Genomic DNA, 24421 nt, shown 5'->3' on the forward strand with positions numbered 1-24421 from the left:
CGCCGTACCGTGGCGGAGGTAAGCCGGTGTGCCCGGTGCGATGGTCACGCGTACTTCATGGTTCGACCCCAAACAGGCCCACCCCTGGGCCTGTCGCCCTGTCGGAGGGCACCGCGTAACCACCTTGATCTCGGGCACTCCCGGCTCACCTCGCCGACCGCAGCCGGTCGTGGACGGCGTACCCGCCCGGGCACGCGGCCCGGACCCGGGTCCCGCCGTCCACCAGCAGATCCGCACCGGTGATCCACTCCGCCGCGTCCGAGACCAGCCACACCACGGCCCGCGCGACGTCCTCCGGCTCACCGATCCGCCCGAGCGGGAGGCCCGCGGCGACCTCGGACTCGCCCGGCTCCCACACGAAGCGTGCCATCTCGGTGCGGACCAGCCCGGGGGAGACGGAGTTGACCCGTACTCTCGGGGCCAGCTCGCCCGCGAGCTGCTGGGTCAAACGCAACAGGGCCGTCTTGCTGGTCCCATAAGCCCCGACATGGGGCCCCACATGCCCGGCACCCTCCGTACAGATGTTGACGACCGAGCCGCCGTGCTCCCGCATCCACGCCCGCCAGGCACACTGCACGAGCCGCAGCGGGGCTTCGACGTTGACGGTGAACGCCTTCCGCCACGCGTCCGGGTCCACGTCCATGAGGGGCCCGTACGGCTGGTTCGTCGCCGCGTTGTTGACCACGATGTCGAGCCGGCCGAACTCGGCCAGGGCCCGCTCCGTGACCTCCCTCAGGTGGGCCGGGTCGGCGACGCTGCCGGCCACGCCGATGCCGCCCAGCTCGGCGGCCGTGTCCCGCACCTCGTCGGGGTCCCGCGCCGTCACGCACACCAGCGCCCCGGCCGCGGCAAGCTGCCCGGCGACCGCGCGCCCGATGCCCCGCGTGCCGCCGGTGACGACGGCGGCCCTGCCCTTCAGCCCGTACGACGACGTCATCGCCGTACCGTCTCATGACGGTCCGTCAGTCGACAGCCCCGAGACGGGAGTTGCGGGAGGCGACGAGTTCCAGCACGGTCCGCCAGTCCTCCAGGACGCCCGCGTCGAACCCGGGGTTGCGACCCTCCTCGTCGGCCTGCCGGAGTCGGAGCAGATCGTCGTCGGCGCCGGGGTCGGCGCGATGGTGGGTGCGGACGAGCCGGGCGACCCGCTCGCCGAGCAGGGACCGCACCGCGTCGGCCGCGCAGTCCGCGTGGGCGCTCGGGTCGCCGGGCCGCAGCAGCGGGCCGATGGCGTGGACGAGACCCGCCAGCTGGAGCTCCTTGTCGGCGGGGCGGCGCCGACGCAGCAGGGCGGCGGTCTGCAACGCGTGTTGGTGCAGATCGACACGACCGCCGCACAGGCCCGGGGCGTCCCACGAGCCCCGGCAGGCGTGCAGCAGATCCATCAGCTCTTCCACACTGCGCAGCTCCATGCGTCAGTCCTCCCGCAGGACAAGCCGTTGCCGCGCGCCAGCAGATCATGGGCGGCTTGCGAATCGGCCAACGGGATCTGAACTGCGCCGCCCACTCTTCGCAGATGCTTTCGCCGGTATGGGCCGTCCGGGTGAACCGGAAATCGGGTCGCTGTGGGACGAATCAGTGCATAGCATCTGCGGTGGCGACACGTGGACTTGGGATAGTTACACCTTGTTTTCAGTCCCTATCGAGCGCAGGCCCGCTCATTTGGTTAATCTGATCCGGACGGACAGCACTACCGGGTTCCACCCACACCCACGTCCGTCCCGGGACAAGCCGGTTCACACCGGCCTGCTCTCACGAGGTACCGGCGCCACCGCGTCCGAACTGCTTTCGACTCACACCCGAGCGGGCGTCAGGAGCCGGACCGTGAAGCGGCCGGCACGTCCCGAGGGTGACCCGACACATAAGGAGTGCGCGGTGACACCAGAGAAGACAGACGGCGAACAGGGTCTCAAGGAACGTACGGAGCGAGCGGGCCGTCGGTCCGGCGAGCTCGGCAGCCTCGACGTGTGGGCCCGGTCGGCCCCGATCCGCCTGGCGGGCTACGAGGACGACCTCGCCGAGCCCCACATCCTGCCCAGCGTCGACTGACGTACCCCACGCTCGACGTCGGTCGGGCGGAAGAGGGCACAGGACCCTCGCGATCGCCGAACGCATGGGCGTGCCAGACTCACGCACATGCAGATCAGAGAAGCCGTGGCCGAGGACTGGCCGCGGATCTGGCCTTTCTGGCACCGCGTCGTCGTCGCCGGCGAGACCTACGCCTGGGACCCGGGCACCTCCGAGGAGGCGGCCCGGGCCCTGTGGATGAACCCGGCCAAGCGCGTCCACGTCGTCGAGGACGAGTCCGGCACCGTCGTCGCCTCGGCCTACGTCACCCCCAACTACGGTGGCCCGGCCGCGGGCATCGCCAACGCGGGCTTCATGGTCGACCCCGACCACGCGGGGCGTGGCTACGGCCGGGCCCTCGCCGAGCACATCCTGGTCACCGCGAAGGCCGACGGCTATCGGGGCATGGTCTTCAACGCCGTCGTCGAGACCAACCCGGCCGTGCGGCTGTGGACGTCCCTGGGCTTCACGATTCTCGGCACGGTCCCGGACGCGTTCGAGCATCCGCGGGACGGGCTGGTGGGGCTGCACGTGATGTACCGGGCGCTGTAGGGCCGTCTCCGACGGTCCCCTTCGGGCGCCCGGCGGTTCAGTCCTTGCGGCCGGTGACGGCCACCGTCACGCCGAGGCCGATCATGGAGAGGCCGCCGATGCCGCCCACCATCGACAGGCGGCGCGGCGAGCGCGCGAACCAGTCGCGCGCGGTGGCCGCGGCCAGGCCCCAGACGCTGTCGGAGACGAGGGCGATGGCGTTGAAGACCAGCCCGAGCAGCAGCATCTGCAGCGGGACATGGCCTTGGGGGCGGTCGACGAACTGCGGGAGCACGGCCGCGAAGAACACGATGGTCTTCGGGTTCGTGACCCCGACCGCGAAGCCCTCCCAGAACGTACGCAGACCGCCGTGCCGCACCCCGCCATCGGTGAACGCGGCCCGCAGCGAACCCCGTTCACGCCACGCTTTGACGCCGAGATACACCAGATAACCGGCACCGGCCAGCTTCAGCAGCGTGAAGACCAGGACCGATCGCTCCACCACGGACCCGACCCCGAACGCGACGGCGACCACCAGCAGATAGGCGCCGATCGTGTTCCCCACGACGGTGGTCAGCGCGGCCCGGCGCCCCTGCGCGAGCGCCCGCCCGATCACGAACACGACACTGGGGCCGGGGATCACTATCAGCAGGAACGACAGCGCGGCGAAGGCGAGCAGACGGTCGGTGGACATCATGCGGCCCATGCAAGCACGGGGCGTCGCGCGGCCTCCAGCAGTTTTTCCCGCCGCCGCGCGCTCGGCGCAGTCACCCCGCGGGCCGGGCCCTCCTCAGTCGAGGGGTGCCGTCCGCTGCCACGGATGCAGCTTCTCGATCTGCTCCGCCAGCGCGAGCAGTTCCGACTCCGAGCCGGGGCGGCCCACCAGCTGTACGGCGCAGGGGGCGCCGGAGGACAGGGTGCCGAACGGGACGGACATGGCCGGCCAGCCGGTCAGGTTCCAAGGAGGCGTCAGCGGCGAGTAGTTGGTGTTGATGAGTATGTTGCGCAGCCAGCCCCGCTCGTCCCACGGCTCGGACTTGGGGGAGCGGCGGGCGAGGGCGGGGGTGAGCAGGACGTCGTACTCGGCGAAGAACGGCTCCAGGCGGCGGCGCAGTCGGTCCCGGCTGTCGCTGGTGCGGACGCTGTTCACGAAGCGTCGGCCGATCGCCGCGTGCACCCGGGTGCGCCGGGTCAGCAGGCGCGGGTCGAGGTCCTTCGCGTCGACGGACGCGCCCGCCGTCCAGTGCGCCAGCGAGGTCGTGCTGAGCGACGCCGGGTAGGGCGGGTCCGCGCGCCGGATCTGGTGACCGGCCTTCATCAGCACCCCGGCCGCACCCCGGGCCGCGTCCCGGTACGGCTTGCTGATCGTGACGCCGAACAACGGACTGCGCAGCGAGACGGCGACCTTGCGCATGGCGGGAGCGTCCGGACGTACCGTCCCGGTGTCGGCGAGGATCCCGAGCATCAGCCGCGCGTCCTCGACGGTCGTCGCGAGCGGACCGTTCTCCGACATGCCGAACCAGTCGCCCTCCCCGATACCGGCGGGCACCACTCCGTGCCCCGGCTTGATGGTCACCAGGCCGCAGTTGGCGGCCGGAATGCGCAAGGAGCCCATGCCGTCGTTGCCGAGGGCGATCGGCACCAGGCCCGCGGCGACCGCGGCCGCGCTGCCGCCGGAGGAGCCGCCCGCCGTGCGCGTGAGGTCCCACGGATTGCGGGAGGTGCCGTGCACGCCCTCCGTCGTGCCGAAGACGCACAGCTCCGGCACGTTCGTCAGCCCGACGACCACCGCACCGGCCGCCCGCAGCCGGGCCACCGTCACATGGTCCTCGGCGGCGGGGGTGTCCGGCGTCGCCGCCGAGCCGACGCGGTTGGACTCGCCACGCACGGCGAGGTTGTCCTTGACGGCCAACGGCACGCCCGCCAGCGGCAGTTGGGTCAGGTCGGCACGGGAGGCGACCTCGTCGGCCTCGGCGAGCGCCGCCTGCGCCCGCACCACCCGGAACGCCCCCACGCGTGCGTCGAGCCGCTCGATCCGGTCGAGGTGCTCGGCCACCACCTCCCGGGGCGTGACCCGCTTCTCGCGTACGGCGGCGGCGATCTCGGTGGCGGTCCGGCCGACCCAGCTGGTCACGGAGGCTCCTCGGGATGCGGTGGGTTCGTTACTCACGAGTATGGCTGGTGGGTACGGGGAGCACTCTGCCCCGGGGCGGGCCGCGCGTCGAGAGCATCGACTCCTGGACGGTGGAGAACGCCGACTCTTGGACATTCGAGCGGCTCTTCTTGGACTTTTTGCGCGGCGGCGGTGGTGCGCCGTTCGCTGACCTGCAGGTCATCCGATCACTGACACAACTCCCTTACGTTCGCACCTCATTGACAGGCCCCTGAGCTCGCCCAATCATCAGACATCCGATGAATTGGAGCCGCTCATGAGTCCGTATCCAAGACGTCAGGTCCTCGGCACCGCGGCCGTCCTCGCCGCCTCGGCCGCCCTCCCGCTCACCACCGCGTCCGGGGCGGACGCGGCCGAGCAGGTCGACGACCGGTCCGGCGGACGGGACTGGGTCCCCGTCCCCGACGCGGTGCCCGTCCCGCTCGACTCCCTCTACGACAACGACGGCATCGACACCGCCTCCGCACGCGGCGGCGACTTCGACGGCTCGGGCTACACGTTCCCGGGCGAGGAACTCCCCGCGGGGCGGGTCGAGGTCGACGGCATCCCCTTCCTCTTCCCGGCCGCGGCGGCGGGCGCGAAGAACAACGTCGTCGCGCTCGGCCAGCGCGTCGAACTCCCCAAGGGCCGCTATCTCTCGGCCTCCTTCCTCACCGCCGGCAGCTACGGCAACGCCTCGGGACGGGCCACCGTGCATTACGCCGACGGCTCGACCACCACCGGCGGCCTCGGCGGCTCCGACTGGTACTCCGCGGGCGGTCCGCTCTCCGCGCCGTACCGCTACACGCCGGACGGCAGCAAGGACGAGCACGCCGTCGGGATCGGCATCTCGGAGGTGTGGACCGACCCGCGGCGCGAGGCGGTCGCGATCACCCTGCCGGTCACCAATCCGGCCGAGGAGAACAAGACCTCCCTGCACGTCTTCGCCCTCTCCCTCCAACCGGTCGCCCAGGGACGGGCGTTGACCCTGCGCGACGCCCACTCCACGAACTCCCTGCTGGAGTCCAGCGGCGCCCAGAGCGTCGAGGCCACCGTCGTCAACGCGGGCACCGTCGCGATCCTGGCCGGCGACGAGGTGTCCGTGCGGGTGGACGTGCCGGGTGCCCGCACCGTCGAACCCGCCCGGGTACGGCGCCTGGACCCGGGCGAACAGACGCGCGTGCGGGTCGGCATCCGCAACCGCACCGGTACGGCACCCGGCACCGAGCGGGACGGCACGGTGGCCGTACGCGGCCGAGGTGCCCAAGTCACCTCCAGGAAGGGCCCGTTGACCCTCGGCGTCGCCGACTACCAGCCCACCGAGACCTCCCTCTCCGGCCACCAGGCCCCGTACTGGTTCAACAAGGCCAAGTTCGGCATCTTCATTCACTGGGGCGTCTACTCGGTGCCCGCCTGGGCGCCGGTCGGTGTGCAGTACGCCGAGTGGTACTGGGACCAGATGCAGGACCCGACCAACCCCACCTACGCCCACCACCGGGACACCTACGGCGCGGACTTCGCCTACGACGACTTCATTCCGCGCTTCACCGCCGCGAAGTTCGACCCGCGTGCCTGGGTCGAGCTGTTCCGGGACGCGGGCGCCGAGTACCACGTGCTGACCTCCAAGCACCACGAGGGCTTCGCCCTGTGGGACACCAAGGTCTCCGACCGCAACGCGGTGAAGATGGGCCCGCGCCGTGACCTGGTCAAGGAGCTCTTCGAGGCGTCCAAGCGGTACACGCCCGAACTCCACCGCGGCCTCTACTTCTCGATGCCCGAGTGGTTCAACCCCGACAGCCCGTGGATGGGCCACGCCCCGCGCAACCCGTACACGCTGGAGCCGCTGCCGTACACCGGCTACACCGCCGGCAAGGACTTCGTGCGGGACTACCAGGCCCCGCAGATGCTGGAGTTGATCAACGGCTACGACCCGGAGCTCATCTGGTGCGACATCGGCGGCGAGAACGACAGCCTCCACGTCCTCGCCGAGTACTTCAACCACGCCAAGAACCGGGCGCGTCCGACCGAGGTGACGGTCAACGACCGTTCGGGCATCGCCTTCCACGACTTCACGACGCCCGAGTACACGACGTACGAGAACACCGTCGTCGCCAAGTGGGAGTCCAGCCGCGGCCTGGACCCCCGCAGCTACGGCTACAACCAGGAGACCCCCGACTCCGCCTACATGACGACGGAGGAGGTCGTGCACGCCCTCGTCGACATCGTCTCCAAGAACGGCAACTTCCTGCTCGACATCGGCCCGCGCGCCGACGGCACCATCCCGGAGATCATGCAGACCCGGCTGCGGGAGACCGGCCGCTGGCTGCGCGTCAACGGCGAGGCGATCCACGGGACGACCTACTGGTCGAGGATGGCGCAGCTCGGCGACGACCTGCGCTTCACCGTCCGCCCGGACAAGGCCTTCTACATCCACAGCCTGGCCGAGCCGGGCAGCAGGCTCACCGTCGAGGCCCCGGTGCCGATCCGGGCCCGCGACAAGGTGACGATGCTCGGCCACGACCGACCCCTGAACTGGACCGTGAGCAACGGCGCTCTGGTGATCGACGTCCCCGCGGCGGCCCGAAAAGCGGGCCGGCACGCGTGGGTCTTCAAAGTGGAGTGGCATGACTGAGCACAAGAAGAGACGATTCCGGCTCGCAGGTGTCATCGCGGCAGCGTTCGCGCTGCTCGTGGCACCTGTACCGGCCCTCGCGCAGTCGCAGTCGCAGTCGGCGGCGGCGCCTGTCACTGTGCCCGCGCTCACCAACTGGGCGCCGGAGTCCGGGAGCTACGTCTTCGGACGCGGCGCCCGGCTGGTCGCCTCCGGCGCCGCCGAGCGCCGGGTCGCCGACACCCTCGCCGACGACCTGCGGGCCTCGGGCCACGGCAGGGTGCCCGTCGTGGGCGGGGCGGCCCGCCCGGGTGACATCTCGATCGACGTCCGGCCGTCAAGTACCGAGCTGGGCAAGGAGGGCTACGAACTCCAGGCAGGGAAACGTCTGTCGGTGACCGGCGCCACCGAGACCGGCGCCTTCTACGGCACCCGCACGCTCCTCCAACTGCTGGCGCAGGGCGACCGGATCCCCGCCGGACGGACCGTCGACGTACCTCGCTACAAGGAGCGCGGCGTCGGCGTCTGCGCCTGCTACGTCCACATCTCGCTGCCCTGGCTGGAGAACCTCGTCCGCGAGATGGCGTACCACAAGCTCAACCAGCTGCTCCTCGAACTGAAGGTGAAGAGCGACGCCCACCCCGAGGCCAACACCTGGGGTTACTACACCAAGGACGAGATCCGCGGCCTGGTCGCCCTCGGCGACAAGTACCACGTCGAGATCATCCCGGAGATCAACTCCCCGGGCCACATGGACCCGTGGATCGAGAACCGCCCCGACCTCCAACTGACCGACTCCGACGGCAACAAGCAGCCCGCCCGGCTCGACGTCACCCAGCAGGCCGCCTTCGACTACTACACCAGCCTGATGGACGAGTACGCCCAGGTCTTCACCTCGACGTCCTGGCACATGGGCGCCGACGAGTACATGCTCGGCTCCGACTTCGCCAAGTACCCGCAGATGCTGCGGTACGCCCAGGACAAGTACGGTGCGAACGCCACCCCGCAGGACGCCTACGTCGACTTCGTCAACCGCGTCCACGACTACGCGGCGAGCAAGGGCGTACGGCTGCGCATCTGGAACGACGGCCTGACCGGGGCCAACACCGTGCCGGTCGCGGCCGGGACGACCGTCGAGCACTGGCTGAACGTGGCGGTCAAGCCGAGTGGGCTCATCGCGCAGGGCTATCAGGTGGAGAACGCCGCCTACTCCCTCTATCTCGTCCGCGGCGGCTTCCACAGTGACACCGAGTCGCTGTACGACCAGAGTTGGGACCCGCGCAGCTTCGAGGGCGAGAAGCTCACGTCCGGCAAGGGCATCACCGGCGCGAAGATCAGCCTCTGGCCGGACAACGGCCGCGGCGAGACCGAGAACGAGGTCGCCGTCGAACTCTGGCCCGCCCTCGACCACATCGCCCAGGCCACCTGGGGCGACCCGCACCCGGACGCCACCTATGCCGAGTTCGCCGCACGCGGCACCGCGGTGGGACACGCACCGGGCTGGCGGGACCTCACCAAGGTGCCGGTGGCCGACGGGACTTACACCTTCAGGGCGTCCGGTGCTTCCTTCGATGCCGAGGTGCGGCGCACCGCCGACGGTTACGCGACCCTGCGGACGGCCGACGGCTGTCTCGAAGTCCGCGGCGGCAAGCTCACGCTCAACGTGCCGCTGCAGCCCGGGGCCGAGGCGACCCGGGAGACCTGCGACGACCAGAACACCTTGCAGCGCTGGGAGGTGGAGCGCGTGGCGGGCGGCTACCGGCTCGTCAACGCCATCACGCGGATGGCCGTGAGCCCCGTGGACGGCCGGCTCGTGCAGTACCCGGTCGACCAACACCCGCCCGCCGTCTGGCGGCTGACCGCCCACTGATCGAAGGAGCACGATCCGCATGGCCGTCTCCAGACGCCTCTTCGTCACCGCCGCCGGCGCGCTCGCCGTGACCGGCATCCCCCTCCCCGCCGCCCACGCGGCCGGGGACGACTCCCGCTCCCGCATCCCCGTCTCACCGGACGACACCGAGGCCGAACTGGTCCGCAAGGCCTCCCAAGTCCGGCCCACCGCACGGCAGATCGCCTGGCAGGGCCTGGAGCGCACCGCGTTCCTGCACTTCGGAGTGAACACCTTCACCGGCCTGGAATGGGGCACCGGAGACGAGGACCCCGACGTCTTCCAGCCGACCGGCCTCGACACCGACCAGTGGGCCAGGGCCCTGCGCGACGGCGGCTTCAAGCTCGCCATCCTCACCGTCAAGCACCACGACGGCTTCGTCCTCTATCCCTCCCGCTACACCGACCACACCGTGGCGTCGAGCAGTTGGCAGGACGGCCACGGCGACGTCCTGCGCTCGTTCGCCGACTCCATGCGGCGGCACGGCCTCAAGGTCGGCGTCTACATCTCGCCCGCCGACGAGAACCAGTACCTGCACGGCGTCTACGCCAACGGCAGCGCCCGCACCGAGCGGACCGTCCCGACCCTGGTCGACGGGGACGACCGCACCCCGGCACGCTTCTACACCCTCCAAGCGACCGACTACGGCGCCCATATGCTCAACACGCTCTACGAGGTGCTCACCGAGTACGGCCAGGTCGACGAGGTGTGGTTCGACGGCGCCCAGGGCCACATCCCGCCGGAGAAGGTGGAGAGCTACGACTGGGACAGCTGGTACGCCCTGGTGCGCACGCTCGCCCCGGACGCGGCGATCGCCGTGACCGGCCCCGACCTGCGCTGGGTCGGCAACGAAGGCGGGCTGGCGCGCGAGGACGAGTGGAGCGTCATCCCGGTCAAGGAGAACCAGTACGGGCGCACCGACTGGGCGTTGTCGTACGACACCCCCGACGAGGGCAGCAGGGACGCGCTCGTGCAGGCCCAGCCGAAGACGGACTACCTCCAGTGGTGGCCCGCCGAGTGCGATGTGTCCATCCGGGACGGCTGGTTCTACCATCCCGATCAACAGCCCAAGTCCGTCGACGAGTTGACGGACATCTACTTCCGCTCAGTCGGCCGCAACTCGGTCCTCCTGCTCAACATCCCGCCGGACACGGACGGCCGGCTGCCCGCGCCCGACGTGGTGCGGCTGCGGGAGTTCCGCGAACGGGTGGACCGGGAACTGCCGGCGGACCTGGCCCGCGGGGCCCGGACGGTCACCGCGCCCGGCCGGGTCACCGTCGACCTCGGCAGGGAACGGGAGGTCGACCGCATCAAGCTGGCCGAGGACATCGGCAGGGGCCAACAGGTCGAGAGCTTCGTCGTCGAGGCGTACCGCGACGGGGCCTGGGCCGAGGCGGCCCGGGCCGGAACGATCGGCGCGAGCCGCATCCTGCTGCTGCCGACGCCCGTGCGGGCCCGTCGGTGGCGCGTGCGGGTCACACAGTCCCGGAGTGCGGTGCGGATCGCGGAGTTCGGTCTGTACCGGTCACGGCAGTGAGAGAGGTGGGCCCGGGGATCAGCTGTCCCTGAGGACCTGCTCCAGGAAGGCGACCGAGTCGGCGGCCGGCGTGGCCACCAGGCTGAGGCGGTCCATGACGGAGAGGTAGTGGTCGACCTCCTCGGGCTTGTCGACGTAGAGCGCGCTGGAGAGCTGTTCGAGATAGACGACGTCCGGCAGGTCGGGGACCGGGAAGCGCAGGATGGTGACCGGGCCGCCGGCCGCCGCGTGCCCGCCGACGTGGAAGGGCAGCACCTGAAGCGTGACGTTCGGCAGGGCGGCCGTCTCGATGAGGTGCGCCAGTTGGTCGCGCATCACGTCCCGGCCGCCGAGCGGACGCCGCAGTGCCGCCTCGTCGACCACGACCCACAGGCGGGGCGCGTCGGGCGCGGTGAGCAACGCCTGGCGGGTCATGCGCAGTTCGACGCGCCGCTGCACCGACTCCGGGGCGGCGATGGGGTGGCCGAGCCGGACGACGGCCTCGGCGTAGGCGCGCGTCTGCAACAGGCCGGGGACGAACTGGACTTCATAGGTACGGATGAGGGAGGCGGCCTCCTCCAGCCCCAGGTGCTGCTCGAACCAGCTCGGGAAGGCGTCGCCGTAGGCCCGCCACCAGCCGGGCTCGTTGGCCCGCCGCACCGAGTCCAGGTACTCCTGGCGTACGTCCGCCTCCTGGACGCCGTAGAGCGTCAACAGGTCGGCGATGTCACGGGCCTTGAAGCCGACGCGGCCGAGCTCCATGCGGCACAGCTTGGCGTCGGAGGCGCGTATCGACGCGGCGGCCGTGTCGCGGGTGATGCCGAGGGACTCGCGCAGTCGGCGCAGTCGGGTGCCCAGCATGATGCGCTGCACGGTCGGGCCGCCGCGCTGGAGGTTGAGCACCTCGGAACCCGAGGGAGCCAGTTCCGGTTGAGCTGCAGTCATGTCCACCCCTCGGCCGCCGCACCGGCTCCGTAACCCTGAATGTTCCCGCGTTCCAGACCTCGGAACGTCTCCGGAACCAGAGATTCTGGGGCCTCAACCAAGGAGCGTAGCACCGAGACGTCGATCCACCGCAGGGAGTGATGGGGCCGGAAGGCGGCCGGAGTCCGGCGCCTTCCGGCCATCCGCGGGTGTGCCCGACCTCAACGACCGGGGAGTAGGCCGTCGAAGTCGCCGTCCTTCACACCGCGGACGAAGGCGGTGATCTCGGCGCTGGTGTAGACGAGCGCCGGACCTTCCGGGTGGCGCGAGTTGCGTACGGCGACGCTGCCGTCCGGAAGGGCGGCGAGTTCCACACAGTTGCCCTCGGGGTTGCTGTGCCGGCTCTTGCGCCAGAGGGCGCCGCCCAGTTGGGTCGCCGGCATGCCGTTCGTCAAGTGCTGCATCTGACGCGTCACTCCCACAAAGATCGTCTGCAATTGCATCTTCAATTGCATCCATGGGTGGTGAGCGTGACGATAGCCCTCGGGCAGACCCCTCGCAAGATCGTCTGCAATTGCAGCGGTAATTGCCGATGCACTTGCGTTCGACCGGGAAGGCGGAGCACCATACTCCGCAAGGCGTAGCGCGCGTAGTTGTTCTCTCCGCAGGGGTACCAGGGGTCGCGATGTCCGCAGAGCAAGTCGCACGACCGGTCAACTCCTTGCGGGTCGAGGCGACTTGGGAGTGGCTGTGTCGCGCAGTGGACGACCTGGGCCGACCGGAGCCCGGCGAGAGTCTCACGCTCGCCCCCGCGGCCGGAGATCCCCGCGGACCGGCTCTCTGTTCCGTCCTCGTCGTGCCGCCGGTGACCCAATCCGCCCGTGTCGCCAGGGCGTTCACCTGGGCGGCACTCGACGGCCGGATCGCGGACGAGCGCATCGAGGACATGGCGGTCACCGTGTCTGAACTGCTGAGCAACGCCCTGCGCTACGGACAGCCGCGCGACGCCCGGACGCCCCTGGAGCCGTCACTGTGGCTCGCCCTGTGGGACCGGTGGTCGTACGCGGTGTGCGGGGTCACCGACGAGAGCGAGCGGATCCCAGTCGAAGGGCATCCCGACGAACTCGCCGAGTCCGGGCGCGGGTTGCAGGTCGTCTCGGCGCTCAGCGACTCATGGGGCTGGAACCTGCGGGCCGCCGGCGGGAAGACGGTCTGGGCGCTGTTCCGGCTCTGACGTGGGGGGATCCGGTCTCTCCGTCGACGCCCACGCAGCGGGCCCCAGTGGACCGCCCGCGTCGAACGGCTGGTCCACAGGGGCCCGTTGGAAGTCTCAGACCTTGCGGCCGATGCCGCAGATCGCGTCCACGTCGGAGGGATCGCGGCCCACATCGACCGGTTCCGGGTGCCACTGCGAGGTCGGGACGATGCCGGGCTCCATGGCCTCCAGGCCGTCGAAGTACGCGGCGATCCGCTCCTGACCGCGCAGATGGTAGGAGCTGGCGGAGTTCGCGTTGTAGACCGAAATCGCCTGGTTGAGCGCCTCGTTGGTGTCCGTGCCGTCGCTCAGGGCGAGATAGCTGCCCGGCGGGAGGGCATCGAGGAAGCGCGCCACGAGGGCGGCGGGCTCGTCGGAGTCCGGGATCTGGCCGAGGATGCCCAGCATAGTCAGCGCGATCGGCTTGCTGAAGTCCAGGGTCTTCGCGGCCTCTTCGAGGATCGTCTCCGGATCGCGCACATCGGCGTCCAGGTAGGCGCAGGCGCCTTCCGGGGTGCTGGTGAGCAGCGCCTGGGCGTGCACCAGGACCAACGGGTCGTTGTCGACGTAGACGATCCGGCTCTCGGGGGCGATCCGCTGCGCGACCTCGTGGGTGTTGTCCACGGTGGGCAGACCGGTGCCGATGTCCAGGAACTGCCGTACGCCCGCCTCGGCGGCGAGGTAGCGCACGGCCCGGACGAGGAAGCGGCGCTGGAGCCGGGCGAGCAGCGCTATGTCCGGGAACATCTGCAGGATCATCTCGCCGGCCTCGCGGTCGGCGGCGTAGTTGTCCTTGCCGCCCAGCAGGAAGTTCCACACACGGGCGGAGTGCGGACGGTCGAGCTGGAGCCGGTCGGCCAACGGGTCTTCGGAGGTCATGGGCAAAGCGTCACATGAAGTACGCGGTGGTGTCCGGCGATTGACGTTCACAACGGCGGTCAGGAGGGGTGGAACGGGTGCCGGCTCTCCTGCGGGTGTCCTTGTGGCCGTCTCGACAGTTCTAGAGGATCGTGCAAGAGGTCGAGGGGATCGCACTAACAACTGTGCTGCTCAGGCTGGTTTGCTCGAAGAGTCCCTTCCCGCCGCACCACGGCGCAAGACTCTGAGGAGCATTCCATGGCGCTCGACTCGTACGTCGGCCTCGGCCGGTCCGGCCTCAACGTGAGCCCCTTCTGCCTTGGCGCGATGAACTTCGGCGACGCCGGCGGCTTCGGCACCGGTGTCGAGGAGTCCGAGAAGATCCTCCAGACCTACCTCGACCACGGCGGCAACTTCGTCGACACCGCGAACTTCTACACCGGCGGCCAGTCGGAGGAGATCCTCGGCGACTACCTCGCCGCCCACCCCGGCCTGCGCGATCGCCTGGTCCTGGCCACCAAGTTCTACGGCAACCTCCACCCCGGCGACCCCAACGGCGGCGGCGCGAGCCGCAAGGCGATCATCGGCCAGCTGGAGGCGTCGCTGCGCCGGCTGCGCACCGACTACATCGACCTGTACTGGCTGCACAACCACGACTGGTCCACGCCGCTCGAGGAGACCCTGCGCACCCTGGACGACCTGGTCACCGCCGGAAAGATCCGCTACGTCGGCTTCTCCGACACCCCGGCCTGGTTCACGGCCAAGGCCCACACCATGGCGCTGCTGCGCGGCTGGACCCCCGTCACCGCGCTCCAGATGGAGTACTCCCTGCTGGAGCGGACCATCGAGGGCGAGCTGATCCCGCTCGCCGAGGACGCCGGCATGGGCGTGCTGCCCTGGAGCCCCCTCAAGAGCGGCTACCTCTCGGGCAAGTACCGCCGTGACCAGGCCCCCTCGGACTCCCGGCGCGCGTCGGTCCTCGGGGCCCCCACCGACGCCCAGTTCACGGTCATCGAGGCGCTGGCCGGCATCGCCGAGGAGATCGGCGCGAGCCCCGCCGCCGTAGCCCTCTCCTGGGTCCGGAACCGCCCCGGCATCACCTCGACCCTCATCGGCCCCCGCACGCTCCAGCACCTGGAGGCCAACCTCGCGGGCCTCGACGTACACCTCACGCCGGAGCAGACCGCCGTCCTGGACGACGTGTCCGCTCCGACGCTGAACTTCCCCTTCGAGTTGAACCGGAGCATGGGGCGGATGCTCAAGTACGCCGGTGCGACGGTGGACGGGGAGGAGAGCGGGGTGCACTTCCTGGTGCAGGGCGGCGTCCGCCACTGAGCCGGGCGACCGGGGTGCCGGTCACTCCATGGCGACCAGACGCCAGAGGGATGTGGTTTCGGCGCTCCGTGCCGTGTGGAGTGGGTCGTCGGCGTCCTTGGCGCGTGGGTGCCGGGGCTTGGTGTCGATCCTGCCCACGACGCGCAGGCCTGCCGCCCCGACAGCGTCGAGCAGGTGTCGGCGGGTCCGGAGGCCGAGGTGTTCGGCCAGGTCGGACAGGATGAGCCAACCCTCGCCGCCCGGTCGGAGATGAGCGGACAGCCCCGCGAGGAAACCGTGGAGCATGGTGCTGTCCGGGTCGTGGACGCCCTGCTCGATGGGCCCGGTCGGACGGGCGGGGAGCCAGGGCGGGTTGCAGACGACGAGGTCGGCGCGCCTTTCAGGGCCTTCGGGGAACAGGCCGGGGCCCGACACCTCGATGCGGTCGGTCAGCCCGAGCCGGTGGACGTTCTCCCTGGCGCAGGCCAGGGCGCGTGGGCTGATGTCGGTGGCCACGACGCGGTTGATCCCGCGGCGGGCAAGGACCGCGGCGAGGACGCCGGTTCCGGTGCCGAGATCGAAAGCTGTGCTGGAGGCAGGGAGTTGTCGGGCTACGGCTGGCAGCGGCGCGCGGGCGACCAGGTCGACGTACTCACCTCTGACGGGTGCGAACACTCCGTAGTGGGGGTGGACGCGTGCGGAGAGCGCCGGGACGTCGACCCCCTTGAGACGCCACTGATGAGCGCCGATGACTCCCAGCAGTTCCCGGAGTGAGACCGCCATGGGCTCCGTCGCGGGGCCGTAAGCCTCCTGGCACGCCTGGCGGAGGTCGGGAGCCCGGCGCAGGGCCAGGTTGTAGTCGCCGTCCAGCACCACCAGGAGCTTCCCGAGGACACGGGCGCGGTGACTGCTGCTGCGACGGTGCTGGTGGAAGGAGTCGCTCGGGGAGGTGCTGGGCCTGGACGGCTTGCGGTCGATGCGACGGCCCATCGCCTGCAGCAGCTGCCGGGCGTTGTGGAAGTCGCCCTGCCAGAGCAGGGCCGTTCCCTCGCAGGCCTGTCGGTAGGCGTCGTCGGCCTTTGTCCGGTCGTCGGCGAGGACGGTTCGCTTTGGAAGAGGGGCGCCGTTCTCGGAATGCCAGTGCGCGGACCGGTGGGTGTGGCCTTGGGTCCAGTTGATCGTGGACACCACGTACTCCTCGTGATCGAACGTGCAGGGGCACGAAGAGCACTTCGACGAGGAGCAGGCACAACCCACGTCTGTCCGGTGAACAGACGTGTGCGTTGAGGCAGTTGTTCGCTACCGCCCTCGCGTCGAAGCGCGAGGGCGGACATCCCAGACAACCATGCCGAGCATCAGGGTCAGGCCTTTCGGAGGAGTGGGCAGCAGACTACGCCGCCGCGCGGACCGCAGACGACCGCTCGATGTGCCTCGCGGCAGAGCCGGGGTTCAGCGAAGTGGAGCGGTTCCGGGCCTGGGACGCCGAGCAGTGGCTCGTCCTGCGCTCCCCTGTGGCGCAGGACGCTCGAGCCCGACGTCGCCAGGTCGGATGCCCCGTTGAGGTGGCGGAATGAGCGGTACACGTTGTCGTACCGTGCTTTCGCCCGGTGACCGCCCGGGACAACTCCACGCTCGCACCGCACTGTTGTGGCGTTCTTGTGGAATCCTTGCGACGCGTCGGTGGCCGGGCGTGGCTGGTTGACCTTTGCCGGGGGATACACGTATGGATCTGCGACTGCTGGGGCCGCTGGAGTTATGGGCCGCGGGCCGGCGGCTGGACCTGGGTCAGCCCAGGCAGTGCGCGGTACTGGCGGCGCTCGGTGCCGATGCCGGTCGTCCGGTGACCATGGAGTCGCTGGTGGACCGGATCTGGGACGACACGCCACCCAGCGGGGCACGCTCCGCGCTCTACGCCCACGTCAGTCGGATCCGGCGATTACTCGAGGAGGCGGCCCGGGCCGAGGGGTGCGAGGACCGGCCGCCGCTCCGCCTGCTCCGGGTGACCGGAGGATATGTCCTGGACGCGCCGGGGGAACGCGTCGACCTGCTGCGCTTCCGCCGGCTCGTGGCGCGGGCCCGCGACACGCACCGAGACGACAACGACCGCAGCGAACTGCTGCGGGAGGCACTGGACTTGTGGCGCGGAGTCCCTCTGGCCGGTCTGGCCGGAGCGTGGGCGGAGCGGATGCGCACGACCCTGGGCCAGGAACGCGTCGACACGGCCATCGCCTGGGCCCGGACCGAGACGAGGACCGGGAACCCGCTCGACGTGGTCGCTCGGATGCGTGGCCTTGTCGCCGAGTATCCCCTGGTCGAACCCCTGGCCGCCGAGCTCGTCCGGGCCCTGGCCGCGTCCGGCAGGAACGCCGAGGCGCTGGAGTGCTACACCCTGGCCCGGCGGCGGCTGATGGAGGAACTCGGCTCCGAGCCCGGCGCGGAACTGCGTGCCGTCCATGACGCGGTGCTGCACAGCACGGGCGAACCACCGCTCCGCGAGCCCGCCCCGCCCGCCGCGGCGGCAGCCCCCGCCCGGCCCGTCCCGGCTCAACTTCCCGCCGACGTACCGGCGTTCACCGGTCGGGCCGAGCAACTGACGGAGCTGTCCGAGTGTCTGGTCACCGCCGGAGAGGGGCGGCAGCCCGCCACCGCGGTCGTGATCTCCGCTGTCTCCGGCACCGCGGGAGTGGGCAAGACCGCCCTGGCGGTCCGTTGGGCCCACCGCGTGCGGGACGAGTTCCCCGACGGGCAGCTCTATGTGAACCTGCGTGGCTTCGACGTGAAGGAGCCGGTGTCCCCGGCGGACGCCCTTTCGGGTTTCCTCGCCGCACTCGGGGTGCCCGGCCGGGACATCCCGCAGGAGCCGGAGGAGCGTGCCGCGCGCTACCGGACCGAGCTGTCCGGACGGCGCCTGCTGATCGTCCTGGACAACGCGTCGTCGGCCGAACAGGTGCGCCCGCTGCTGCCGGGTACGCCCACCTGCAAGGTGCTGGTGACCAGCCGGGACTCACTGGCCGGCCTGGTGGCCATGCACGGCGCGCACCGGCTCGTCCTCGACCTGCTGCCGCCCGCCGACGCCGTCAGCCTGCTGCGCACCCTCATCGGCGACCGGATCGACGCCGAGCCCGAGGCCGCGGCGGCGCTGTCGGAGCAGTGCGGCCGGCTGCCTCTGGCCCTTCGAGTGGCGGCCGAACTGGCGCTCTCCGAGCCGGACGTGCCGTTGGCCGAGCTGAGCGAGGAGCTCACCGACCACCGCAAGCGGCTGGACCTGCTGGACGTCGGCGGGGACCCCCGGGCCGCCGTACGGGCCGTGTTCTCCTGGTCCTACCAACGGCTCCCCGCCGACGCCGCGGCCACCTTCCGGCTGCTGGGCCTGCACCCCGGCCCCGACTTCGACGCCCGCGCGGCCGCCGCCCTCGCCGGCGTGTCCTTCCACGACGCCCGGCGCATGGTCGCGGTGCTCACCCGCGCCCACCTGATCCAGCCGACGCGCCCCGGCCGCTACGGCATGCACGACCTGCTGCGCGTCTACGCCGCCTGGCAGGCCGAGACCCAGGACACCGAGAACGACCGGGACCTGGCACTGGGCCGCCTCTTCGACCACTACCTCGCCGGTGCGGCGGCCGCGATGGACCTCCTGTACCCGGCGGAGCGCCACCTGGGGCCCCGCGTCACCGCGCGGAGCACCGCCCTGCCGCACCTGGCGGACGCGGCGCAGGCGCGGAGCTGGCTGGACACCGAGCAGCCGGTCCTGGTGGCCGTCTGCGCCGAGGCAGCCGCGCGCGGCTGGGCCGAGCACGCCACCCGCACGGCCACCGTCCTGCACCGTTACTTCGAGAGCGGCGGACACTTCGCCGACGCTCTGGCCGTCTACGCCCACGCGAGCCGCTCGGCCCGGCAGGCGAACGACCATGAGGGCGAGGCCGACGTGCTGACCTGCCTCGGCGTCATCCAGCGCCGGCTCGCGCGGTACGAGGCGGCGGTGACCCACCACGAGGAGGCGCTCGCCCTCTACCGGCGGATCGGCAACCGCATCGGCGAGGCACGCAATCTGACCAACCTGGGAGTGCTCCACGAACTGCGGGGTCAGTACCGTCAGGCACTGGACTGCCACGGCCAGGCCGTCACGCTGTTCCGGCAGGCCGGCGATGGGGGCGGTCAGGCGGACGCGTTGAACAACCTGGGCATCATCCACGAACTCCTGCACGAGTACGAGACGGCCGCGGACAACCACCGCCAGGCCCTGGCGCTGTTCCGGGAGGCCGGGCACGTCTTCGGAGAGGCTTCCGCCCTCGGCAACCTCGGCATCGTCCAGAACCGGCTCGGCGACCACGCCGCCGCGGCCGACACCTTCCAGCAGATCCTGACCGCGTTTCGCAGTCTCGGGCACCGCTCCGGGGAGGCGCACGCGCTCTCCAACCTCGGCGACACCTGCGCCAAGCTCGCCCGGTACCAGACCGCCGCCGACCACCAGCGCACGGCTCTCGTCCTGTTCCGGAGGATCGGCGAACGGTACGGCGAGGTGGGCGCCCTCAACGGGCTGGGCGAAGCCCTGTTCGGCCTGGACCAGTTCACCGAGGCGCTCGCGGCGCACACCGAGGCGCTGACCGTGGCGACCGAGATCAAGGACCAGGAGGAACAAGCACGCGCCCACATCGGGACGGCCCAGGTCCATCAGGAGACGGGCGATCACGGACGCTCCCGCGAGCACTGGCAACGCGCCCTCGATCTCTACACGGCGCTGAACTCCCCCCGGGCCGCCGAGGTACGCGACCGGCTGGCGGGCCTGGACGAGGACGCCCGCCCCGCGGGGACACCCTGAGAGGGACCGGGGCCGGTCTCACAGGCTCTTGGCGCCACGTGCCGCCCCCGTGCTGTCCCGCACGATCAACCGAGGCACCGGCACCCGCACCGCCCGCGCCGGCCCTCCGTCCAGCAGCGCCGTCAGCTCCCGTGCCGCCGTCCGTCCGAACTCCACGCTGTCGCGGGACAGGGCGGACAACCAGGGCTTGACCATGCGGCACAGGGCCGAGTCCTCCCAGGCGACCACCGAGACGTCGGCCGGTACGGCGAAGCCGAGTTCGGTGGCGGCGGCCACTCCGGCGACGGCCATCACGTCGTTGTCGTAGATCAGAGCGGTCGGGGGAGCGGGGTCCTCCAGGACGCGGCGGGTGACGGCGGCGCTCTCCGCGTCGGAGTAGTCGGTGGTCACCGACTGGATGCCGGTCAGGCCGCGTCGGGCGGCTTCCGCGCGCAGGGTGCGGACCCGGCGTTCGGTGTGGGCCAGGCCCGCGAGGCCCGCGATGTGCACGATCCGGTGGTGGCCGAGCGCGTAGAGACCGTCCACGACCGCGGCCATCGCCGCCGCGTCGTCCGCCCACACCGTCGACAGACCGGGGTGGCGTTCGTCGGGTGCGCCGCCGATCACCACGGCGGGCAGGCCGAGTTCGTCGAGCAGGTCGGGGCGCGGGTCGTCGGTGCGGGGGTCGACGACGAGTACGCCGTCCACGCGATGTTCGGCCCACCAGCGCCGGTAGACAGCGCACTCGTCGTCGACGTCCTCGACCACCTGGAAGAGCAGGCCGAGATGACGCTCCGCCAGCACTTCCTGGATGCCCGAGACGAGCTGGAGGAAGAAGGAGTCGACGCCGAGCGTGTGCGCGGGGCGGGCCAGCACGAAGCCGACCGTGGCAGCGCCCTCGCCGGACAGCGCGCGCGCCGCCGTGCTGGGCCGCCAGCCCAACTGCTCGGCGACCCGGCGCACCCGGTCGCGGGTGACCTCGGAGACACCGGGACGGTCGTTGAGCGCGAAGGACACCGCGCTCTCGGAGACGCCGGCGCGCCGCGCGATGTCCTTCATGGTCGGACGGCGCGCCGGGGACCGCTTCGCCGGCATGGTGATCCCCATTTCTCCACGATGCGACAGGGTGCAACGCGGTGCAGCTAATGCGCTTGAGTGCGATCACCCTAAAGCGCATTAGTCGGAAGTGGCAAGCTTTCGACCGTGACCGTCTGACCTGCACTAATGCGGAATCTATTTCTTTAGCTGTGCTGAATCCATTGACTTTCCCCAAGAGCCCCGGGCATGGTCCATGGCGTCCCAGCCGCCGACGCCGCCCAGGGAGCAGTGTCACCGTGCCCATATCCCGCAGAGCCCTCGCCGCCACCGCCGTAGCCGCCCTCGTCCTGCCGCTGAGCGCCTGCGGTTCGGGGAGCGACGACGGTGGTTCCTCCGACGCCTCCGGCAAGGTGGAAGGCAACATCACCTTCCAGACCTGGAACCTGCGCGCGAACTTCAAGTCGTACTTCGAGGGCGTGATCGCCGACTTCGAGAAGCAGTACCCGGGCACCCATGTGAAGTGGGTCGACCAGCCCGCCGAGGGCTACCCCGACAAGATCAGCGCCGACGCGGCCGGCGGCACCCTGCCCGACGTCGTCAACGTCTCCCCGGACCTCGTCGCCCCGCTCGCCAAGGCCGGCTTCGCGCTCGACCTCGACAAGAGCGCCGCGAAGTACAAGAAGGAGTATCTGGCGGGGGCTTGGGCCAGCCACCAGATACCGGGCATGTCCGGCACGTACGCCTTCCCGTGGTACCTCAACACCGGGCCGCTCTTCTACAACAAGTCCCTCTTCAAGGAGGCTGGGCTCGACCCCGAGCAGCCGCCGAAGACGTACGACGAACTCTTCACCGACGCCCTGGAGCTGGCGAAGAAGAGCGACGGCAAGGTCGCCACCCTCGCCAACGTGCCCACCGTCGAGGACTTCGGCCGCTACGGCGTCGAGCTGATGAACAAGGAAGGCACCGGCTTCGCCTTCAACGACGCGAAGGGTGTCGAACTCCTCACCAAGTACAAGGAGTTGTACGACGCCAAGGCGCTGGATCCGCAGGCGCTGACCGCGACCCCCGAGTCGTCCGGCAAGAAGTTCCTCACCGGGGCCGTCGCCATGAACCCCGGCAGCGCCCTGGACCTCGGCAACTTCAAGAAGCAGGCGCCGAACCTGTACAAGAACATCGGCATCACGGACCAGATCACCAGCACCGGCCACGTCAACATGTACGTGATGGGCCTGATGGTCAACGCGCAGACCAAGAAGAAGCCCGCCGCGATCGCCTTCGCGCACTACGTCACCGACGCCGAGCACCAGATGTCCTTCGCCAAGAAGGTCGCCATCTTCCCGAGCACCGCCGGCTCGCTGGACGACCCGTACTTCACCAAGGAGGACGGCACCGACGAGACCCGCGTCCGGATCGCCGCCGCCAAGTCGCTGAAGACCGCGGTCAATTACACGCCCGTGCTGTTCAGCGACCAGATGAAGACCGCTCTGCGCAACGAGGTGGCCAAGGCGCTGCAGGGCAAGGAGAGCCCGCAGGACGCGCTCGACAACGCTGTCAAGGCCTGCGACACGCTCCTCCAGCAGCAGGGCTGACCGACATGGCGAGTTCCACTGTTCCCACCGGCTCCCGGGCGAGGCGCGGCTCCCGGGCGCCGGAGGACCGGCCGGTACGGCGCGTGCGGCGTCAACTGCCCAGCAGCCCCTGGCTGTTCGCCGCCCCCGGGCTGCTGATCACCGGCGTGTTCGTCCTGTACCCGTTCGTCTCCACGGTGATCAACTCCTTCACCGACCGCCGCACCCTGATCCCGGGCAAGTTCGTGGGCCTCGCCAACTTCCGCGAGCTGCTCGACGACGACATGTTCTGGATCGGCCTGCGCAACAGCACGCTCTACGTCCTCGGAGTCGTCCCGGCGCTGGTGATCCTGCCCCTGCTGCTCGCGCTCCTTGTGCAGAAGAACATCCCCGGCATCACCTTCTTCCGGTCCGCCTTCTACACCCCGGTCGTCGCCTCGATCGTCGTGGTCGGCCTGATCTGGGTGTGGCTGCTGGACGAACGCGGCCTGATCAACTCGCTGTTGGAGATCATCGGGGTCGGCCGGGTCGGCTTCCTCAGCGACCAGTGGCTGCTCCTGGTGAGCGCGATGGCGGTCACGGTCTGGAAGGGCCTCGGCTACTACATGATCATTTATCTGGCCGCGCTGGCGAACGTGCCGCGCGAACTGCACGAGGCCGCCGCGGTCGACGGCGCGGGAGCGATCCGCCGCTTCGTCACCGTCACCGTGCCCGCCGTCCGCTCCACCATGGTCCTGGTCGGCGCGCTCTCCTCGGTCGCCGCCTTCAAGGTTTTCTCCGAGGTCTACCTGATGGCGGGCCCCAGCGGCGGACCGGCCGGCGAGGACACCACCCTCGTCATGCTCGTCCAGCGCACCGGCACCGGCCTGACCGGCCGGGTCGGCTACGCCTCCGCCATCTCGGTGGTCGTCTTCGTCGTCACCGTCGTCCTGATGCTGCTCGTCCTGAGGGCCGACCGGAAGGACGAGTCGTGAGCGTGCTGGAGAAGACACGGCCCGACCGGAAGCCGGCCGCCGCCCGCGAACCCCGGGTCACCGACGAGCACGGCCGCCGCATCCGGGTATGGGAACTCGCCCTGCGCTACGTGCTGTTGCTCGTCGTGCTCGCCCTGACCGTCGGACCGTTCCTGTGGCAGCTGTCCACCTCGCTCAAGGGCCCCACCGAGGACATCTACAGCTCCCCGCCGAGCTTCCTGCCCGGCCACCCCACCCTGCACAACTACGAACGGGTCGCCAACACGATCCCGGTCTGGGACTACGCCTTCAACTCGCTGAAGGTCGCCACCGCCAACGTCGTGACCAACTGCGTCGGTTCGGCCCTGGCCGGCTACGCCCTGGCCCGACTGCGGTACCGGGGCAGGCGTGTCGCCACCCTCGTCTTCATCCTCGCCATGCTCGTGCCGGTCGAGAGCATCATCATCGCCCAGTTCACGACCATGCGGGAGCTCGACCTCAACAACACCCTGATCGGCGTCGTCCTGCCCGCCTGCATCGCCTCGATGAACGTGCTGCTGATGCGCAACGCCTTCCTCAACCTCCCCTACGAGATCGAGGAGGCGGCCTTCGTCGACGGTGCCAACGCCTGGCAGCGGTTCCTGCGGATCGCGGTGCCGTCGGTGAAGGGCACCCTCGCGGTCGTCGCGATCTTCGCCTTCATGGGCGCCTGGGACGACTTCCTGTGGCCGCTGATCGTGCTGAGCGATCCCGACAAGTTCACGCTCACCATCGGACTCAACTATCTGCACGGCACCTTCGCCAACGACGAACGGCTCGTCGCGGCGGGCACGGTCATCGCCGTGGCACCGCTGATCGCCCTCTTCGCCTGTCTCCAGCGGTACTTCTTCCGCGGGGTCGGCGAGGGCGCGGTCAAGGGCTGAACCTCCCCTGAGCACAAGGACTTTT

At 70.4% G+C, this 24421-nt stretch carries 20 protein-coding genes; 11 read left to right on the plus strand and 9 right to left on the minus strand.

The genetic code is table 11. The annotated features are described in order from the left end of the window. Window positions 1-145: 145 nt before the first annotated feature. Together M2283_RS39935 and M2283_RS39940 are read right to left on the minus strand one after the other, a co-directional pair. On the minus strand, window positions 146-937 hold the full coding sequence (locus tag M2283_RS39935; RefSeq protein WP_280881444.1) for an SDR family oxidoreductase: 792 nt from the start codon (window positions 935-937) through the stop codon (window positions 146-148). Window positions 938-962: 25 nt separating this feature from the next. Then, window positions 963-1412 (minus strand): hypothetical protein, encoded by a 450-nt coding sequence (locus M2283_RS39940; RefSeq protein ID WP_280881445.1) that lies wholly within the window; start codon window positions 1410-1412, stop codon window positions 963-965. A 463-nt stretch (window positions 1413-1875) separates the two neighbouring features. Here M2283_RS39940 and M2283_RS39945 point away from each other — a divergent pair, with 463 nt between their 5' ends. Continuing rightward, window positions 1876-2049, plus strand: coding sequence for a hypothetical protein (locus tag M2283_RS39945; RefSeq protein ID WP_280881446.1), 174 nt, complete (start codon window positions 1876-1878; stop codon window positions 2047-2049). Between the two features lie 87 nt (window positions 2050-2136). Continuing rightward, a complete protein-coding gene (locus M2283_RS39950) occupies window positions 2137-2619 on the plus strand; it encodes a GNAT family N-acetyltransferase (RefSeq protein ID WP_280881447.1) in 483 nt (160 codons plus the stop codon). Window positions 2620-2656: 37 nt separating this feature from the next. On the opposite strand, the gene M2283_RS39955 is transcribed toward M2283_RS39950, so the two are convergent. Continuing rightward, complete coding sequence (locus tag M2283_RS39955; RefSeq protein WP_280881448.1) at window positions 2657-3295, minus strand: LysE family translocator; 639 nt, start codon at window positions 3293-3295, stop codon at window positions 2657-2659. A gap of 93 nt (window positions 3296-3388) precedes the next feature. Next, on the minus strand, window positions 3389-4732 hold the full coding sequence (locus tag M2283_RS39960; RefSeq protein ID WP_280881449.1) for an amidase: 1344 nt from the start codon (window positions 4730-4732) through the stop codon (window positions 3389-3391). A 295-nt stretch (window positions 4733-5027) separates the two neighbouring features. On the opposite strand from M2283_RS39960, the gene M2283_RS39965 reads away from it, so the two are divergent. From M2283_RS39965 to M2283_RS39975, 3 genes are read left to right on the plus strand one after another with little or no spacing between them, the layout of a single operon-like run. Next, window positions 5028-7382 (plus strand): alpha-L-fucosidase, encoded by a 2355-nt coding sequence (locus M2283_RS39965; RefSeq protein ID WP_280881450.1) that lies wholly within the window; start codon window positions 5028-5030, stop codon window positions 7380-7382. Continuing rightward, window positions 7375-9231: a beta-N-acetylhexosaminidase gene (locus tag M2283_RS39970; RefSeq protein WP_280881451.1), complete on the plus strand. Its 1857-nt coding sequence runs from the start codon at window positions 7375-7377 to the stop codon at window positions 9229-9231. The genes M2283_RS39965 and M2283_RS39970 overlap by 8 nt, the downstream gene beginning before the upstream one ends. Before the next feature lie 19 nt (window positions 9232-9250). Continuing rightward, the gene (locus M2283_RS39975; RefSeq protein WP_280881452.1) at window positions 9251-10786 is read left to right on the plus strand and encodes an alpha-L-fucosidase; all 1536 of its coding nucleotides are present in this window, start codon (window positions 9251-9253) and stop codon (window positions 10784-10786) included. An 18-nt stretch (window positions 10787-10804) separates the two neighbouring features. On the opposite strand, the gene M2283_RS39980 is transcribed toward M2283_RS39975, so the two are convergent. Beyond that, window positions 10805-11710 carry a helix-turn-helix domain-containing protein gene (locus tag M2283_RS39980; protein ID WP_280881453.1) on the minus strand — a complete coding sequence of 302 codons (906 nt, stop codon included), beginning with the start codon at window positions 11708-11710 and terminating at the stop codon, window positions 10805-10807. A gap of 200 nt (window positions 11711-11910) precedes the next feature. Then, the gene (locus M2283_RS39985) at window positions 11911-12153 is read right to left on the minus strand and encodes a DUF397 domain-containing protein (RefSeq protein ID WP_280881454.1); all 243 of its coding nucleotides are present in this window, start codon (window positions 12151-12153) and stop codon (window positions 11911-11913) included. Window positions 12154-12374: 221 nt separating this feature from the next. Between M2283_RS39985 and M2283_RS39990 the strand changes: the two genes are divergently transcribed. Continuing rightward, window positions 12375-12923, plus strand: a complete 549-nt coding sequence (locus tag M2283_RS39990) for an ATP-binding protein (RefSeq protein ID WP_280881455.1) — start codon at window positions 12375-12377, stop codon at window positions 12921-12923. Between the two features lie 96 nt (window positions 12924-13019). Here M2283_RS39990 and M2283_RS39995 read toward each other — a convergent pair whose 3' ends face one another. Next, window positions 13020-13823: an SAM-dependent methyltransferase gene (locus tag M2283_RS39995; RefSeq protein WP_280881456.1), complete on the minus strand. Its 804-nt coding sequence runs from the start codon at window positions 13821-13823 to the stop codon at window positions 13020-13022. 237 nt (window positions 13824-14060) lie between these two features. On the opposite strand from M2283_RS39995, the gene M2283_RS40000 reads away from it, so the two are divergent. Then, the gene (locus M2283_RS40000; RefSeq protein ID WP_280881457.1) at window positions 14061-15137 is read left to right on the plus strand and encodes an aldo/keto reductase; all 1077 of its coding nucleotides are present in this window, start codon (window positions 14061-14063) and stop codon (window positions 15135-15137) included. A gap of 21 nt (window positions 15138-15158) precedes the next feature. Here the strand turns inward: M2283_RS40000 and M2283_RS40005 are convergent, their stop codons facing one another. Further along, window positions 15159-16304, minus strand: a complete 1146-nt coding sequence (locus M2283_RS40005; protein WP_280881458.1) for a class I SAM-dependent methyltransferase — start codon at window positions 16302-16304, stop codon at window positions 15159-15161. A 535-nt stretch (window positions 16305-16839) separates the two neighbouring features. Here M2283_RS40005 and M2283_RS40010 point away from each other — a divergent pair. Continuing rightward, window positions 16840-19935, plus strand: coding sequence for an AfsR/SARP family transcriptional regulator (locus M2283_RS40010; protein WP_280881459.1), 3096 nt, complete (start codon window positions 16840-16842; stop codon window positions 19933-19935). A gap of 18 nt (window positions 19936-19953) precedes the next feature. On the opposite strand, the gene M2283_RS40015 is transcribed toward M2283_RS40010, so the two are convergent. Beyond that, window positions 19954-21009, minus strand: a complete 1056-nt coding sequence (locus M2283_RS40015) for a LacI family DNA-binding transcriptional regulator (RefSeq protein WP_280881575.1) — start codon at window positions 21007-21009, stop codon at window positions 19954-19956. A gap of 239 nt (window positions 21010-21248) precedes the next feature. On the opposite strand from M2283_RS40015, the gene M2283_RS40020 reads away from it, so the two are divergent. From M2283_RS40020 to M2283_RS40030, 3 genes are read left to right on the plus strand one after another with little or no spacing between them, the layout of a single operon-like run. Further along, entirely contained in the window at window positions 21249-22541 is a 1293-nt protein-coding gene (locus M2283_RS40020) for an ABC transporter substrate-binding protein (protein WP_280881460.1), read from the plus strand. Between the two features lie 5 nt (window positions 22542-22546). Further along, window positions 22547-23494 (plus strand): carbohydrate ABC transporter permease, encoded by a 948-nt coding sequence (locus tag M2283_RS40025; RefSeq protein WP_280881461.1) that lies wholly within the window; start codon window positions 22547-22549, stop codon window positions 23492-23494. Further along, entirely contained in the window at window positions 23491-24396 is a 906-nt protein-coding gene (locus M2283_RS40030) for a carbohydrate ABC transporter permease (protein WP_280881462.1), read from the plus strand. Before M2283_RS40025 ends, M2283_RS40030 begins: the two co-directional genes overlap by 4 nt. The last annotated feature ends 25 nt before the right edge of the window (window positions 24397-24421 follow it).

This window comes from Streptomyces pseudovenezuelae, from assembly GCF_029892565.1.
GTDB lineage: Bacteria > Actinomycetota > Actinomycetes > Streptomycetales > Streptomycetaceae > Streptomyces > Streptomyces pseudovenezuelae_A.

Excerpts from the sequence above, each read along its gene's own strand:
- M2283_RS39955 (WP_280881448.1), bottom strand. The coding sequence starts at position 3,295 with ATGATGTCCACCGACCGTCTGCTCGCCTTCGCCGCGCTGTCGTTCCTG.
- M2283_RS39975 (WP_280881452.1), top strand. The coding sequence starts at position 9,251 with ATGGCCGTCTCCAGACGCCTCTTCGTCACCGCCGCCGGCGCGCTCGCC.
- M2283_RS39995 (WP_280881456.1), bottom strand. The coding sequence starts at position 13,823 with ATGACCTCCGAAGACCCGTTGGCCGACCGGCTCCAGCTCGACCGTCCG.
- M2283_RS39990 (WP_280881455.1), top strand. The coding sequence starts at position 12,375 with ATGTCCGCAGAGCAAGTCGCACGACCGGTCAACTCCTTGCGGGTCGAG.
- M2283_RS39985 (WP_280881454.1), bottom strand. The coding sequence starts at position 12,153 with ATGCAGCACTTGACGAACGGCATGCCGGCGACCCAACTGGGCGGCGCC.
- M2283_RS39935 (WP_280881444.1), bottom strand. The coding sequence starts at position 937 with ATGACGTCGTCGTACGGGCTGAAGGGCAGGGCCGCCGTCGTCACCGGC.
- M2283_RS39970 (WP_280881451.1), top strand. The coding sequence starts at position 7,375 with ATGACTGAGCACAAGAAGAGACGATTCCGGCTCGCAGGTGTCATCGCG.
- M2283_RS39965 (WP_280881450.1), top strand. The coding sequence starts at position 5,028 with ATGAGTCCGTATCCAAGACGTCAGGTCCTCGGCACCGCGGCCGTCCTC.
- M2283_RS40015 (WP_280881575.1), bottom strand. The coding sequence starts at position 21,009 with ATGCCGGCGAAGCGGTCCCCGGCGCGCCGTCCGACCATGAAGGACATC.
- M2283_RS39980 (WP_280881453.1), bottom strand. The coding sequence starts at position 11,710 with ATGACTGCAGCTCAACCGGAACTGGCTCCCTCGGGTTCCGAGGTGCTC.
- M2283_RS40010 (WP_280881459.1), top strand. The coding sequence starts at position 16,840 with ATGGATCTGCGACTGCTGGGGCCGCTGGAGTTATGGGCCGCGGGCCGG.
- M2283_RS40025 (WP_280881461.1), top strand. The coding sequence starts at position 22,547 with ATGGCGAGTTCCACTGTTCCCACCGGCTCCCGGGCGAGGCGCGGCTCC.
- M2283_RS39950 (WP_280881447.1), top strand. The coding sequence starts at position 2,137 with ATGCAGATCAGAGAAGCCGTGGCCGAGGACTGGCCGCGGATCTGGCCT.
- M2283_RS39940 (WP_280881445.1), bottom strand. The coding sequence starts at position 1,412 with ATGGAGCTGCGCAGTGTGGAAGAGCTGATGGATCTGCTGCACGCCTGC.
- M2283_RS40000 (WP_280881457.1), top strand. The coding sequence starts at position 14,061 with ATGGCGCTCGACTCGTACGTCGGCCTCGGCCGGTCCGGCCTCAACGTG.